The sequence below is a fragment of the Streptomyces sp. NPDC045287 genome (assembly GCF_056432325.1).
Genome location: NZ_JBWKJG010000022.1, coordinates 43,133 through 57,997, shown reverse-complemented (window position 1 = coordinate 57,997; position 14,865 = coordinate 43,133). Strand labels below are relative to the sequence as shown.

The following is a 14,865-nucleotide window of genomic DNA, read 5'->3' as shown; positions in this document are numbered from 1 at the left end:
TCGCGATGAATGAGGAGCCCCTGGAAACGGGGGCAGCCCGGCGGCCGGAGGGGACGAAGGAACTGTACGAAGGACGGTGTGACTCCGATCATGGAAGAGTGCGCCTGTGACCAGCGAGTACACAGCCAAACCGTCTGAGGCAGGGGCTGCGTCGGCGACTGTTGATAACCAAACCGGATTCAACCGGTCGTTGCAACACCAGCTTGTTGAAACAACTGCAGCTGCTCATTGAACGCCTCGGCGGGTGTCTTCCAACCGAGCGTCTTGCGGGGTCTGCTGTTGGGAGTGCGAGCGACGGCCTCGACTTCCTCGGCGGACCTTCTCGAGAGGTCGGTGCCTTTCGGGAAGTACTGGCGCAAGAGCCCGTTGGTGTTCTCGTTCGTGCCGCGCTGCCACGGACTGTGCGGATCGGCGAAGAACACGGGAATGCCCGTCTCGACTCTGAATTGCGCATGGGCCGGTATCTCCTTGCCCCGATCCCAGGTCAGCGACCGTGCCAGCTGTTCGGGCAGCGTCGACATCGTATTGGCGAGGGCGGTCTTCATCGTGATCGCCCCATAACCGGCCAGCGCAGGACCGTTCTTGACCGGTTGCTTGTGCCGGTACCCTTCCTCGCGCGGCAGGTGAACCAGCATCGTGAATCGAGTCGACCGCTCGACGACAGTGCCGATCGCGGACCGCTCCAGCCCGATGATCAGGTCGCCTTCCCAGTGGCCGGGAACGGCACGGTCCTCGGCTTCGGCAGGCCGTTCACTGATCAGCGCTCCGGGCGTCACATGCGCCCAGGTCTTACGGCGCGAGCGAGCGCGCGGAGCACGCGGTGCGCGGCCCGTGCGAAGACACAGGATCAGCTCTCGCTTCAGCGCCCCGCGGCCCTGAACGTAGAGAGCCTGGTAGATCGCCTCGCGGCTGATGCGCATGGACTCATCAACCGGGAAATCAACCTTGATCCGGTTCGCGATCTGCTCCGGACTCCACGCCTGCACCCATGCGCGGTCCTTGCGGTGCGGCTTGTCCCGCCCCGTCCACGCGCCTGCCGTAGGTCCTGCGACCGCCCTGCCGCCAGGCGTGCTGATCCCCCCGGACAGCCGCTCCTGGACGTATGCGTGCAACCGCGGATTGACCACCGGCTTCGAAGTCTTCGGGCGGCGGGAGGCCATGTCCGACTTCCATTGCGCGACCGAGGCCCGGTAATCAAGCTTCCCGCCCCTGGTAGCCGCGTTGCGCCGCAACTCGCGGGAAATCGTCCCCGGATCACGGCCGACTTGCCGGGCGATTTCACGAACGCCCATGCCCTGGGCGCTGAAGAGCGCGATCTCCTCCCGCTCAGAGAACGACAGGTACCTGCCCGGATTCGGCTCCGGATCGAACGGTCGCATGCCGCCACACTGCCGAAACCAGCGCGTGGCCACCGCCGGCGCCACGCCGATAACCACAGCCGCCTCCTCCGCGAGGAGACCTTTGGCGATTTCATCCCAGGACGCTGCTTCGATATGACGCTGAAACTTCGGATGCCCCGGATACCTCAATTTTGACCGTATCGCCCGGTCGGCTGCCTGCTGACGACGAACCATGCCACACCTCGCTGATCATGAGGTGTTGCGACGACCGATTGAATCCGCCCTGGGTGCCGTGGTCGGTGTGCATGACCGCCCCGGTGAGGCTGCCGCGGGTCCGTTCGGCGGCTGCCAGGGCATCGAGGACGAGATCGGTTCGCATGTGATCCGCGACCGCCCAGCCGACGAGGCGGCGCGAGGCGAGGTCGATGACGGTGGCCAGGTAGAGGAACTTCCCTCCATCCAACGGGAGACAGGTGATGTCACCGACGTACTTCGTGTTCGGTCCACTCGCGGTGAAGACGCGGCCGATCAGGTCCGGGGCCTTCACCGCGGCCGGGTCCGCCACCGTGGTGCGGTGCCTGCGACGCAAGCGCAGACCCGCCAGGCCGGCCTGGCGCATCACGCGGGCGACCCGCTTGTGATTGACCCGCTCGCCCGCCTCGCGGAACTCGGCGGTGATCCTCGGGACACCGTAGGTGCCGTCCGACTCGCGGTGCACGGCCCGCATCCGTGCAGCGAGAGCGGCGTCGGCCGCCTGCCGTGCGGCCCGGCCCGCAGCAGTGCGGCGCCAGTAGCAGAAGCTCGAGCGGGCGATGCCCAGGATGGTGCACAGCCGCTTCACGCCGTAACGGCGCTGGTGGTCGGCGACGCACTGGAAGCGGTTCACCAGCGCGTCTCCCCGGCGACATACTTCGCCGCCTTCCGCAGGACCTCGCGCTCTTCCTCCAGCTCCCGGACCTTCTTCCGTAGAGCGGCGTTCTCCGCCTCCAACGGCGTCGGTGGCTCGGCCGGCACTTCCGCCCGGCGCCTCCGAGGCCGACTCGCCCCGGCCGCCCGGACCCAGTTCCGCAGGGTCTCGGGATTGATCCCCAGATCGGCGGCGATCTGCCTGATCGTCGCCTCGGGCCGCGACTGGTAAAGCGCGACCGCGTCCGCCTTGAACTCCGGCGGATAGTGCTTCACGACCACGAGATGTCCGTCCTCAGATCCTCAGGATCCAGTGTCTCGTGTGTCCAGGATCAAGGGGCAAGGCCCACCTTCACCCATCGAGATGAGTCCTTGGGAGCCCCGAGTGACCACAGGAGACCGAGGGCGCCTCGGCCGGATCGTGCGCTCCGGTCACGCGGCCGCCGCACGATGCCGCGGCGGACGGTTGCCGTATCGGCACGGGTGTTTCCCGTCCGGTGGCGGCATGGTGCAGCCTCCCCTCATGGGCGCCGCGCCGGAGGGCGCCCGACCGAGCAGACGACCACGCACAGCACCGGAGGCACGCCATGACCGACACGCCCGCGCCCGATCAGCCCGCCGAGTTCTGGGAGGCCCGCTACCGCGACAGCGACCGGGTCTGGAGCGGCCGCCCGAACGAACTGCTCGTCAGGGAGGTGACCGGCCTGGCGCCCGGCACCGCCCTGGACCTGGGGTGCGGGGAGGGCGGCGACGCGGTCTGGCTGGCCTCGGCGGGCTGGCGGGTCACCGGGGTGGACATCTCGGCCACCGCGCTGGCGCGCGCCGCCCGGCACGCCGCCGAGGCCGGGGTCGGCGAGCGCACCTCGTGGGAACACCATGAACTGGGCCGGTCGTTCCCCGAGGGCTCCTTCGACCTGGTGAGCGCCCAGTACCTGCAGTCCCCGGTGGAGCTCGATCGGCAGGGCATCCTGCGCAGCGCCGCCGACGCCGTCGCGGACGAGGGCACCCTGCTGATCGTCATGCACGCGGGCTGGCCCTCCTGGGTGACGGAGCCGCCTTTCGACGCCGTGTTCCCCACCTTGGACGGCGTTCTGGACGAACTCTCGCTGCCCGAGGAGGAGTGGGCCGTCGAGACCCGGGAGACGGTCCGCAGGCCGGGTGTCTCCCCCGAAGGCGTCGACGGCTTCCGCGAGGACCATGTATGGCGGCTGCGACGGCACCGGGGCGTGGGCCGGAAGCGGATCCCGACGGCGGGATGAACCCGGATCGTGGCGCGCGGGGGCCCGGCGGGCGGGCGGTGGGCGGCGCAAGAGCCGCCGCTGCCGCAGGTCAGGGGCCCGGCCGCCCACCGGCGCGGGTCCGGCGGTCCCCGCTGCCGGGCCGGACCGCGTCCCCCGGGCCGGTGGCCGGGCGGGGGCGGGTCCGGAACCTGCGGCCCGAGGCCGGGGCGTCAGCCCGCCGTGCGACGGCCGAGCGGCAGGAGGTACTGGAGGGGGTGGTCCAGGTCGTCCAGCCCGAACAGCTCCTGCGCCAGGTCGTCGTGGAAGCCGCCGAGCGGGGTGCCCGCCAGGCCCAGGGCGGTGGCGGTCAGCAGGAGGGTCTGGGTCAGGTGGCCGGCCTCCAGCAGGGCCAGCCGCAGGGCACGCAGTCCGTACCGGCGGCGCAGCAGCCCCAGGTCGACGTAGACCCCCAGCAGGACCGGTGCCTCCTCGACGCCGATCCGGTCGGGGTCCTGCGGCGGGCGGGAGAAGTACGTCGACAGCGGAGTGACGTCCGCGACGGGCGGTACCGGGCCCACGGGCCGCAGGGTCCGGCGTTCGGGCACGCAGTCGTACGTGGCCGCCGGGAGGCCCGCCACGTCGAGGGCGAGCAGCCGCACCCGGGCCGTGTAGAGGGCCCCCGCACTCGGGTAGGGGCGGTGGTCCAGCGTGCGCGTGGTGCCGTCGGCGAGGCGCTGCTCCGAAGTGCTGCTGTGCGCCAGCGCGTTCCACAGCAGCGTGCCGAGCCCTTCGGCGTCCAGCGGCCCCCGGAGCGCGCCGCGCAGGGAGGTCCGGCCGATCAGCGCGGCGCGCAGCGACACCTCGGGCAGCGGGCCGGCCGGAAGGGGCACCTCCGGCGGGCCGGAGGCGCCCGCCGCGCCCAGGGGGAGCGCCGACGGCGGCAGGGGGCGCAGCGAGGAGTCCTCGTTGCGTCCGATCCGGAACTTGCTGCGTTCCAGGTACTGGAGGTCCACCGAGTGGTGCCCCTCGGGGAAGAACGACTGCGGGTCGTCGGTGTCCAGCAGCGTCCGGGCGGCGAGCAGGCACACCGCGCGTTCCTCGTCGGGGGTGACGCCGAGGCGGTTGAACAGCATGTGCAGCTGCGACGCCCACACCCACGGCAGCACGGTGTCGGCCGCCCCCGCCCCGAGCTCGGTCCGCAGCCGTTCGTCGGCCTCCCGCACGCACTGGACCCACTCCAACAGCCACGGTTCTCCACTGCCGTCCCGCAGCGCCTCCCCCAGACTGCGCGCCCGCCGCCGCAGCGCCGTGCGCTGGGCCGCGTACACGGTGTGGACGCGGGAGTGCACCGCCGCGCCGGGGAGCAGCGCCACCTCGGTGACCCACCGCCAGCCGGACGCGTGGCGCCGCAGCCACCTCGTCGCCGCGAGCCGGTCCATGCCCAGGGCGTACGCCGTGGCGTGGGCGAGGTCGGCCGCGATCGTGAGGCGCGCGGCGCCGCCGGGCCCGCCCCGGAGCGTTCGCAGCGCCTCGACTGCCAGGCGGGAGGAGACGACGAACACCTCCTCGGCCGTGGGCAGGGCCCGCGGGCCGCCGTACCGGCCGGTCTCCGGTACGTACTCCACGGCGCGGATCTCCCCGTGGTGGGAGGGCCAGGGGCCGTCCGCCACCGCGGGCTGCTCCTTGGCGGCCCGCGCCAGGGCTCCCGGCAGTTCGGCGGCGGCGCCGGGGCCCAGCCCCCGCACCCGTACGCGCAGATGCGGTCCGTCCTCGCCGTACCGGATGAAGAACCACTGCGCGGCCTGGCCGGAGGCGACCAGCCCGTCCAGGTGGGGGGCCAGCCACCCGGTCAGGAAGGCGTCGGTGTCCTCGGTGCCGGAGTGCAGGAACAGGTGGTGGCTGTGCCAGGTGTCGGTCGTCACGTGCGGCCCTCGTTCGGTGGGAAGGTGGACGGGAGGATGTGCGGGGGGCCGGCCGGGGAGCGGCCGGTGGGCCGGGCGCGGTGCCGGGGCGGGTGGGCGGTCAGGGGAAGGGATGCGGGTGGAGCGCCAGGTCGCGGTGGCGCAGGGGCCGGGAGGCGCGGCCGAGCCGGTGGGGGACGTGCAGGAGCCGGGGCAGCCCCCGCGTGCGGTGGTTGACGTGCCCGAAGGTCATCGGCAGGGAGCCGGGCACGATGACCTTCGCCCCGTACAGGCCCAGGCGGTCGCGCAGTCCCGGCTCGGTCTGGTCGACGGCGATGACCTCGAGGTCCGCGTCCGCCAGCCGGGCGACGGCTGACGCGAGCAGGGCGCTCAGATCGGTGACCGGCTCCGGCGCGCCGGGCCAGACGGCGGCGACCGGCCGGGCGGGCGTGTCGCGGAACAGGAAGTCCAGGCGCGGCCCCGCCTCGGGAAGGGTGTTCACCCCCACGTGGTCGTCGAGGGTGACGACGAGGTCCGGCCGGTCCAGCATGGGCCGCAGTCGTTCGGGGTCGCGGGGCCGCCCGTCGGCGGTGGCACGGTGCGGGGACTCCAGGACGTTGGTGACGACTTCGGCGACCGCCGACCGGATGGCCGTGCGGGGGTCGTGGTGCGCGCCGGCGGCCAGGAACATCCGCGGCGCCCGCGGATGGGTGCCTTCGTAGCGGCAGACGGCCACGACCGCCGGGATCCCGAAGTCGTTGGTGGCATCGAGGAGGAGGAGCCGGTAGCCGAGGAGCGCCGCGCGGTCGGTGAGCAGCGCGGTGTCGGGGTCGTCGGCCGGCGGCTCGACCCGAGGAAGGGGCGTGGCCCCGTACCACGCCATCAGGAAGGCGTCCCGCTCGGCGACCTCGAACAGGCCGTAGAGCGTCGCCTCCTCCAGGCTGTTGCCGAGCCCGCAACCGTTGGACGACTCGTAGACCACGCGCGTGCCGCCGCCCGGTACGTCCCAGTACGCGACGTGCTCCGGTACGGCGACGGGCCGGCCCCGCGTGAGCGACCAGCCGTGCACCCAGTCCAGTTCCAGCGCGGGGTCGTACGGCACCGTCCGTGACGCCGGGTGGCCGTGGAAGGCGGGGTCGGGCAGCCCCAGCCGCCGCGGGTCGACCGCCCTGTCGGGTCCCAGCGCGGCGAAGGGCGCGCGCAGGACGGTGCGACGGCCGGTGGGGCGCATGCCCACGTACCGCTCGACGCTCTCGAAGAGGGCCACCCGCTCGCTGCCGGCGAAGTCGCCGGCGCGGCCGTATCCGCCGTCGTCGAGCGGACGTCCGTCGGTCACGAACGCCGTCGTCAGGCAGAACGCCGAGACCTCGGAGCGGAACAGCCGGCGCACCGGTCCGAAGCGCTCGTCGTGCAGCGCCGCGCGCAGGTCCTCGGCGCCGGTGCGGTCGTTGGCGCCGCGCAGCACCGCCGGGTCGGCCACCGTCCGCGGGCCGGCCGGGAGGGGGCCGACCGAGTCGGCCGAGTCCTCCGGCAGGGGGCGGCAGACCGCGCAGCCGCCGATCGGGCGGACCCGGTGGGTGGACCAGGTGGCGCGCCCGTTGTGCACGACGTGGACGGTCGCCGTCGCGGCGGGAGCGGCCGGTGTCGTCGGCGGCGCCTCCTCCAGCAGGTCGAGGGCGAGGGCCCCGACCGCCTCGCCCAGGGCGGGCGCCGGCACCCCGCCGAGCGTCAGCGCCGGGCTCTGCCAGGGCACCCGGCCACCCGCCGTGGCCAGACGCTGGTGTTCCGAGCAGCACAGGCACGCGGCGGCCGCCGGCCCGAGCACCGGTCCGACCACGGACAGCGCCCCGTCGAGGCGTACGGGAACCATGGTCACCGGATGGGCGAGCGCGTGGCGGCTCAGCTCCTCGGCGAGTCCCCGTGTCCACCGGGTCAGCAGGACGACGACCCGTCCCGCGGTGGTGGCCAGCGCGGTGTCCGGGTCGAGGACCGGCACGGGCAGCGGGCCCAGCGCCTCGTACGGGTCCGGCGCCTCGTGCGGCTCCAGGGTCTCGTGCGGGTTCGGTGTCATCGCTGGTCCCCTCCCACCGCGAGCACGGTGAAGCCGAACGCGCGCAGCAGCGCGGCGAACTCCCGCGCTTCGGGGGCCGCGGGGAGGGCCTCCCGGTCGTGCAGGCCGGTCAGCGTGCGCAGGGTGCCGCGCAGGGCCGCTTCGCGGGCGGCGACCTCGGTCAGCCAGCCGGTGGTCCAGCGGTTGTCCTCCCAGGGCGCGGGCCGGGCCCCGGCCACCGCCGAAGGGGCCGCCGAGCCGCCCGGCGCGCACGGGTCCGTGACGGCGGCACCCTGGCGGGCGGCGCTGACGGCGGCGGTGGCGGTGAGCGCGGCGAAAGCCGCCGCGTCGCCCGGAGTGGCCTCGACGGCCCAGCCGAGCCCTGACCCCGGTTCCGCGGCCGGATCCGGCACCGGCCCCGGATCCGGCCGACCGGTGTCCGCGAGCACCACGGCCCGGTACGCCTCCCGGTCCCGGTCCAGGCGGATCACCTCCATGCGGGCCCGGACGCCCAGGCGTTCCGTCAGCGTCGCCCACCAGTGGCGGGCCTGCGGATGGCCGAGCCAGACGGCCTCCGGCAGCGGACCGCTCACCGGACCGGGTGCGCCCGGGCCGGCGGCCCGGCGAAGGACCCGCCCCCAGGCGTGGTCGGGGTTCGCCCCGACCACGTACCGGACGGTGGGGTCCGCGCCCGCCAGGCCCAGCTCGGCCGCCCGGCAGAACGCCTCCAGGCGGGCGAGGTCCAGGCGCGGCGCCCCGGCGACGACCGTCTCGGAGCGCGGCGTCCGTACCGCGCCGCCCGGAAGGTCGCAGGAAGCCAGCGGTACGGGCAGTTGCCGCAGCGCTCCGGGGAGGGGCGCGGGGCCCGTGCCGATGTGCTCCGCGCCGAGCGCGACCGCCCGTTCGAGCGCCTCCGCCAGGCTGCCGGCGGGCTCCAGGGGGGTACGGCGGTCCGGATCGATCCGGTCGGGCCCGAGCCAGTTGCGGTACTCGGCGCGCGGCGGTCGCGCGCCGGCCACCAGCACGGCGGGCAGCCCGGGCAGCAGCCGGTGGTCGTCACCTTCGTCGGCGGGGTCGGGCAGTCCGCCCGCCGCGCACAGGAGCCGCTGGGCCGCCGCCGCGGTGAGCAGCGGGACGAAGGAGGCGGGGAGAGGCCCGGACGCCGGGGCGGTGGCGGACCGCGGCGGGGCCGCGGCCCCCCGCGGGTGGGGGGCCGTCGAGGCGCCGGTGCCGGCGGCCAGCCGGGCCGACAGGGCGCGTGCGTCCGCCGCGGCCTGCTCCGGGCTGCCCGGGGCGGTGACGAACCCCAGGCCGCCGTGCACGCCCGCGGCCACCGCGCGCGGCGGGCCGTCACCGCCGGCGATGCGCAGGAGGACCAGCCCGTCGGGCAGGGCGGGGGTGACGGCGTACGCCACCGTCACCCCGCCACGGCGCAGCGCCCGCCCGGCGGCGCCGGCCAGGTCGTCCGGGGCGGGTGGGGGCGCGGCCGCCCCGAGGCGGTCGTACGGCGGCCGGCCGGCGGGAGCACCCGAGACGACCTCCACCCGCGTCGTCGCGAGGACGGCCGCCGCCGTGGGCGGCCGCTTCGCCGACGCCGCGAGCCAGCCCGCCGCGGGTCCGGCGGGCTCCGCCACGAGCAGGTCGTGTTCCAGGAGTTGACCGACCACCGTGTCCACGGCCTCGCGCAGGGCGGTGCCCGGCTCCGCCTGCCGCAGGGGACCGGTCAGGCGGCCGGTGCGCAGCGGCTCTTCCAGAAGCTGCCACAGCCGGGGCAGCGCGGCGCTGCCCTCCAGGGTCACGCTGCCCCGCCGCCCGCGCAGGTGCAGGCCGTTGTGCAGGGGGGTCACGGCGACCCCGGGGCGCAGCCGCCACGGCAGGGGCGAGCCGTCCCGGTGCGCGTCCGTGCCGGAGGCGGCCGGGGCGGGCGTCCCGTCCGTCATGAGCGACCCTCCACCGCGTCGATGACCGCCCCGACCCGCTCCCGCCAGTCGCAGCCCGTCAGGCCCGGGACCGTACGGATGACCAGGTACGCGGCGAGGTAGCGCTCCAGCGGCCGGACGTCGCAGATCGCGAAGAGCCGGTACAGGGCGTTGGTGCAGGCCCGGTAGACGAGGTAGTCGGGGCGGCTCCACATCGTCCCGCGCGGGTCCGAGCGGCGCAGGAGCCGGTGGAACTCGCTGTAGCGGGTGCGGACGTCCTGGTTCCAGCGCTCCATCGCGGCGGCGTCGCCCGTCGCCGCCGCGCGCACGCGGTACTCGAGCGGGGAGCCGTGCAGGTCCGCCCCCGCGTCGTGACGGCTCTGCGCGAGGTCCCAGGCCGCGGCCGACCACGCGGCCCACGCCCTTTCCCACGCCAGGGCGCCGCCCTCCGCGATCCGGCCGACGAGCGCGGTCACCACCTCGCCCGCGCTGTCCCAGCGACGGGCGAACCCGTCCCGCAGCCGCCCGTCCGGGTCGGCGTGGACCAGGAAGTCCTCCAGGTGGGAGACGTACGAGTAGTGACCGCCGGCGAGTCCCCCGGGGTGGGCCGCCGCGTGGGCGGCGAGCGCCGCGACGGCGAGCTGGACGCGGGCCTGGGCGCTGTTCCCGTGCGTGCCCAGGAAGGCGGTGCCGGCGCGCAGCGCGCCCAGCCCGCTGCGCAGCAGGTCGTCCCGGAGGGCCACACCGTCGGCGCCGAGCAGACCGTGCAGGGAGGTGCGGTCGACCGGTTCGACGCGCACGGTGTTGTCCACCACGATCGGGCCGTAGGGCGGGGCGACGAGTTCGACGCGGCCCGCTTCCGCGGCCTGCGCGAGCAGTTCGTCCTCTCCGAGGTCACTGTGGGAGGGGTGGTCGCGGACCCAGTCGCGCAGGACGCGGGCGGCGTCCCGCGCGGCCGGGCGGACGCTCTGCGCGGGGCCTTCGAGGCGCAGCCGCACGTGGGGGCCGTGCAGCCAGTGCCGTTCGACGTGTGCGGCGAGGCCCCGACCCACCTGGGCTTCGGCGAGCGGGAGCACCGCCTCGCGCAGCAGCGGCGCCTTGACGGGCTGGTGGTAGTAGGCGACGACGTCGAGGGAGGTGGTCGTCCGGGACGGTCCGGCGGGCACGGTCTTCTCCTCGGCTCTCCGGTTGCGGCGGGTCATGACGGGCGGCGGGGGCGGTAGGTCTCCAGGACGAGTTCCACCGCCCGGGTCGGCGTGGCCGATCCACCGGGCGCGGGCAGCGCCTCCTCCAGGACCACGCCGTCGGGGTGGCGGGAGAGCCACTTGGCCAGGCAGCGCAGGTGCAGCGCGTTGCCCAGATCGACGAACTGCGGCTTCGGGCGGCTCAGTTGCGTCAGGAAGTCGTCGGCCGCGCGGCCCGTCGGCGCCGTGACGACGGGGTGTAGGAAGACCTGGTCGGGCAGGGCGAGCAGGGCCCGCCACCGGGCGGCGGCCTCTACCGGGACGGTCCCGGCGGCGGCCAGTTCCTCGCGCAGCGCGCGCACGACGCCGGACGGCAGGACCCAGCGCCGGCGGAGCAGGACGACGTGCCGGTGGCGCAACCGGGGGGTGCGCACCACGGATCCGCCCGGGGCCCGCACCGTGTGGCGGGGCACGAGGGAGCGGAAGTCGACCATGCCGTGAGGGTGGTCGGACAGATGGGCCGCGATGCGGCGCGAGAGCATGATCGGGGCGAGGAAGCCGGGGTACAGGACGTCCAGGACGTCACCGGTGTCCCGGATCCCGAACCGCACCTGGTCGGTGGCCTCGTCGTGGAAGAGCTCCAGTTCGTCCTCCGCGATCGATGCCGCCCCGCGGTCGGGGCCGATCTCGTCGGGGACGAGGAGGGGATGGAGGTTGGCGTTGAAGCCGTTCACGGGACGGATCTGGGCGACACGCTCCCCGGCCCCGTGCCCCAGACCGCGACGGATCTGCCGCGCCACGCCCTCGGCGGCCCGCGGGTCGAGGGCGTCCAGGAAGCGGCTGGTGAAGCGCCCCCAGCCGCCGTAGACGTGGTTGACGCAGAGCAATCCCCCGGCCGGGTCGCGCTGCAGGAAGTACGCGTAACTGACGGGCCGTTCCACCGTCCAGCGCGGCAACCGCGCCGCCAGGCCCCGGACGAGGTCGGGCGGCAGGACGACGTCGTCGTCCGGCCCGGGTGCCGGTGTCCTGGTGGCCGACGCCTCCCGTACGGCGTCGGCGACGTCCTCGCGCAGGGCGGCGAGTTCGGCACCACCGGTGGGGAACGCGGCGCTGTCCTCCCGGCGCAGGGCGGCGACGCGCCCCGCCCGCTCCCACGCCGCGGCGACGTCGGCGCCGAACTCCCACGGGTGGGCGCAGCGTCCGCCGCGGCCGTACCGCTCGACGAAGCGGTCCCGGGCGACGCGCCGCACGAGGTGGCCGAGGTCGAAGAGTTCGGCGAGGGCGGTGACCTCGCCGAGCGCCTCGTGGTCGGCGGAGCCGACGAAGCCGTCGAGTCGCAGCGCTCCCGGGGCGACGACGTCCTCGGACAGGAGGTTCAGCGGAGCCGACCCGGCCGGGACGGGGCGGCCGTTGTCCGCGAGCAGCCCGGTCCAGCGGTGCGCGAGCTCGGTGAGCACGCGGGGGCGCTCGTGAACCGGGGCGGCGGGGAACCGGGCGACGAGCGCCGCCAGTTCGTCGATGCGGTCCGCCTGGGCGATGTCCTCGGCGCGGGTGCTTCCTCCGGCGTCGGCGCCGTCCTCGCCGTGGGCGGCGTCCACGGCGTCGGCCGTGCCGAGGGTGCGCAGCCACGCGGAGAGGCGCGCCAGGGGGTCGGCGTCCTGGGGCGGCACCGGATCGGTGGGCACGAGGAGACCGGCTTCGGCGAGGCGGTCCAGGAAGGCCGTGGCGGCGGCGAGGTTGCCTTCCCCGCGGTCCTCGCCTTCCGCGCGGCTCGCGTTCCCCGCACCGGGCGCGGGGGGCAGGGCTGAGGCGAGCGCCAGGGCCAGTTCGTGGAGCGGGGCGGGGGTCCGGGCACGGTCGGTGAGCAGGCGCAGGGGGCCGCCGAAGGCCACCTCCACCTCGTCCTCGTCGGTGACGAGGTACCGTCCGCCGGCGAAGGCGGTCCGGCTGCGCGCGTACGTGGCGCGGCCGTCGGTGATCCGGGCGGTGCTGGTGATGCGGTGGGGGCGTGCGGCACGGCGGTGCGGCCGGTCCAGGAGGGCGGCGGTGAGGGCGGCCGTGAGCGTGCGGTTGACCGTGACCGTCGCGTGCAGCGGGCCGTCGAGGAGCGCCTCGTGTCCCCAGGGCCGCACGTGCGGCCGTGGCGCCGGGGACTGCGGCAGAGGGCCCCAGCCGACGGCGGTGAACCAGGACAGAGGGCTGGTCTTGGTGCTGGCCCTCAGGGCGTAGCGCAGCACGTTGGGTTCTTCCTTGCGCGCCTTCCGGTCGTCGGTGCCCCTGCCGGCACGTTCGAGGGCGCGGAGCAGGTCGGCGCTGGTGAGGGCGACGGCGCGGGCCAGGGCCGGCTCCCGGCACAGGGCGGCCAGGGCCGAGCGCTCGGCCGCGAGGGCACGGGGGACGGCGAGGTCCAGCTCGCGGAGCAGGGCGGCGCGGCGCTCCCGCAGGGTGAGCCAGCGGGTGAGCCGGGGCAGCCGCCCGGGCAGGTCGCCGAGCCGGGCCAGGAGGGCGGGCCGTGGGGTGCGCCCGTTGTGCACGGTACGCCGCAGCGGCAGGACGACGTCCCGGTGGAAGTCCTCCGGGTGGCCGTCCCGGCTGGCGTACAGGTCGTCGCAGAGGGGGTGGGAGAGGGCCGCGAGTTGCCCGTCCAGCTCCGTCAGGCGGCCGATCAGCGCGCGGAACCCCGCTGCGGCCGGTGTCTGGGGCGGATGGGCGAGCACGGTGGCGCGGACGAGCGCGTACGGCGCCGAGTGCACGAGCCGGTCCGGGGTTCGCGGGGCGGGCCCGGCGGCGGCCCCCCCTTCGCCCAAAAGGACGTAGGGATGGCTAATCCCCACCCCATTTCGTGGTACTCGCCCGCCGGGGGGCGCACCCGGGTGGGCCCCCCGCGGCGGGGCGGTCGGTCCCGTACGGCCGGGCCGTGGTCAGAGGACGCGGCCCGGGAACGGCACGGGTGCCGTCCCTAGAGCGAGAGGTCCGGCAGCTGCGGGGTGGCGCAGGAGGACGATCCGCAGGAGCAGGAACTGCCTCCGTTGGAGGCGCCGCCCTCGGGGAGCGCGACGGTGTCGCGCATCGAGGTCACGGTGAGTTCGCCCAGGTCCAGGTCCGCGAGGTCGAAGCCCGCGAGACCGGTGGTGTCGGACATGGATGTCTCCTTGGTCTGCCGGTGGCGGTGGACGGGGAGGTGCGCCCGCGTCGGTCAGCCCGCGGCGAGCGGGGTGGTCTCCGGCTGCGGCTGGGCGCAGGACGACGAGCCCTGGCAGGAGCAGGACCCCCACGACGCGCCGCCCTCGGGGAGGGCGGCGGTGTCGCGCATGGACGTGACGGTCAAGTCGCTGAGGTCCAGCTCCAGGTCCTGGAGGTCGAAGCCGGGGGTGGAGGTGTTGTCGGACATGCGGAGCTCCTTCTGTGAGGGTGGGAACCGTAAGGCACCGAACGGACGGTGCCGGATGGAGCCCTGCGGTCCGCGGAAAGCACGCCCCTCCGGCGGGAACTGCAGGAGGGACGCCCGCAACCGCAAGTGATCAAGCATGTGCGGTCCGACTATATGGCCGCTGTCGGGCGCTCCAAGAACCTTCACAAGCCCCTTGATGATTTGGCCGGTTCGATGCCCTGGCTCATAAGCGGCGGAGGCGTATTCAAGCCACCCAGAGAAGCCGAACTGGCCGCTCCAGGCCTTGCAGGGCAAGGCGTTCATCCCCATGTCACCACCCTCGACGGCCATGGACGCGACACCTCCGGATACAGCCACCGAGTGAGGGGCCTGTGAAGACCCCTCGTGCGCCGGCGGGGTGGTCAATTGAGCCGCAACGGGCCGGAATCCACCGATCCGCCACATCGGCCCGCGAACGGGCCCGGTACCTCGACCGCCGACCGCCGCAGCCCTTCGAGAACAGCGCTTCCCGGTGGTCCCGTGCTTCCGGAGGCTGCTCCGCACACGGGCCACGGACAGGTGCCGGAGGCGATTTCGAGACAGCGCGCGAGAGCGGCCTCACGGGCGTCCGCGTCACCGACGGCACCCCAGGAGGGGACCGCCCCGTGAACGGACGGCGGAAGGCGGCGCGCGATGCCCGGCTCGGTGGGTGCCGCCGGGGCGGTGAGCGAACCCGATCCCGTTCCGACCGACCCGACGGAACTCCGCTTGCGACTGCCCCCGCACCCGGTCCGGACCATCCCCGCTCGGCCATGGGCACCGGGCGCCGCGCCACCTCGCGTCCGGGGGTGGGCCGACCGCTGCCGTATCCCGGGGGCCGTCGCGTGGAGGCGCCGCGCCGACTCGCCTTGACGGGGACTTCGCGACGGGCCCGGCCCGTCCGGACCTCCTATGGGCGGCGCACCGGTGGGCTGT

General features: G+C 74.9%; 9 protein-coding genes and 1 pseudogene. 1 reads left to right on the top strand and 9 read right to left on the bottom strand.

Annotated features, from left to right (window positions below; genetic code table 11):
- Window positions 1-179: 179 nt before the first annotated feature.
- Both AC07D6_RS28820 and AC07D6_RS28815 read right to left on the bottom strand, forming a co-directional pair.
- Window positions 180-1,574, bottom strand: coding sequence for an IS30 family transposase (locus tag AC07D6_RS28820; RefSeq protein WP_479049201.1), 1,395 nt, complete (start codon window positions 1,572-1,574; stop codon window positions 180-182).
- A 49-nt stretch (window positions 1,575-1,623) separates the two neighbouring features.
- Window positions 1,624-2,528: pseudogene (locus AC07D6_RS28815) on the bottom strand (IS3 family transposase); the annotation flags it as partial.
- 305 nt (window positions 2,529-2,833) lie between these two features.
- Between AC07D6_RS28815 and AC07D6_RS28810 the strand changes: the two are divergent.
- Complete coding sequence (locus AC07D6_RS28810; protein ID WP_479049199.1) at window positions 2,834-3,505, top strand: class I SAM-dependent methyltransferase; 672 nt, start codon at window positions 2,834-2,836, stop codon at window positions 3,503-3,505.
- Window positions 3,506-3,696: 191 nt separating this feature from the next.
- Here AC07D6_RS28810 and AC07D6_RS28805 read toward each other — a convergent pair whose 3' ends face one another.
- From AC07D6_RS28805 to AC07D6_RS28775, 7 genes are all read right to left on the bottom strand, one after another.
- Window positions 3,697-5,388: a thiopeptide-type bacteriocin biosynthesis protein gene (locus tag AC07D6_RS28805; RefSeq protein WP_479049197.1), complete on the bottom strand. Its 1,692-nt coding sequence runs from the start codon at window positions 5,386-5,388 to the stop codon at window positions 3,697-3,699.
- Window positions 5,389-5,488: 100 nt separating this feature from the next.
- On the bottom strand, window positions 5,489-7,438 hold the full coding sequence (locus AC07D6_RS28800; protein WP_479049196.1) for a TOMM precursor leader peptide-binding protein: 1,950 nt from the start codon (window positions 7,436-7,438) through the stop codon (window positions 5,489-5,491).
- The gene (locus AC07D6_RS28795) at window positions 7,435-9,357 is read right to left on the bottom strand and encodes a hypothetical protein (RefSeq protein ID WP_479049194.1); all 1,923 of its coding nucleotides are present in this window, start codon (window positions 9,355-9,357) and stop codon (window positions 7,435-7,437) included. Before AC07D6_RS28795 ends, AC07D6_RS28800 begins: the two co-directional genes overlap by 4 nt.
- On the bottom strand, window positions 9,354-10,502 hold the full coding sequence (locus AC07D6_RS28790) for a hypothetical protein (protein WP_479049192.1): 1,149 nt from the start codon (window positions 10,500-10,502) through the stop codon (window positions 9,354-9,356). Before AC07D6_RS28790 ends, AC07D6_RS28795 begins: the two co-directional genes overlap by 4 nt.
- A 32-nt stretch (window positions 10,503-10,534) precedes the next feature.
- Window positions 10,535-13,273: a lantibiotic dehydratase gene (locus AC07D6_RS28785; protein ID WP_479049189.1), complete on the bottom strand. Its 2,739-nt coding sequence runs from the start codon at window positions 13,271-13,273 to the stop codon at window positions 10,535-10,537.
- Between the two features lie 206 nt (window positions 13,274-13,479).
- Entirely contained in the window at window positions 13,480-13,662 is a 183-nt protein-coding gene (locus AC07D6_RS28780) for a thiazolylpeptide-type bacteriocin (protein WP_315875961.1), read from the bottom strand.
- A gap of 54 nt (window positions 13,663-13,716) precedes the next feature.
- The gene (locus AC07D6_RS28775) at window positions 13,717-13,911 is read right to left on the bottom strand and encodes a thiazolylpeptide-type bacteriocin (protein ID WP_479049187.1); all 195 of its coding nucleotides are present in this window, start codon (window positions 13,909-13,911) and stop codon (window positions 13,717-13,719) included.
- Window positions 13,912-14,865 lie beyond the last annotated feature (954 nt).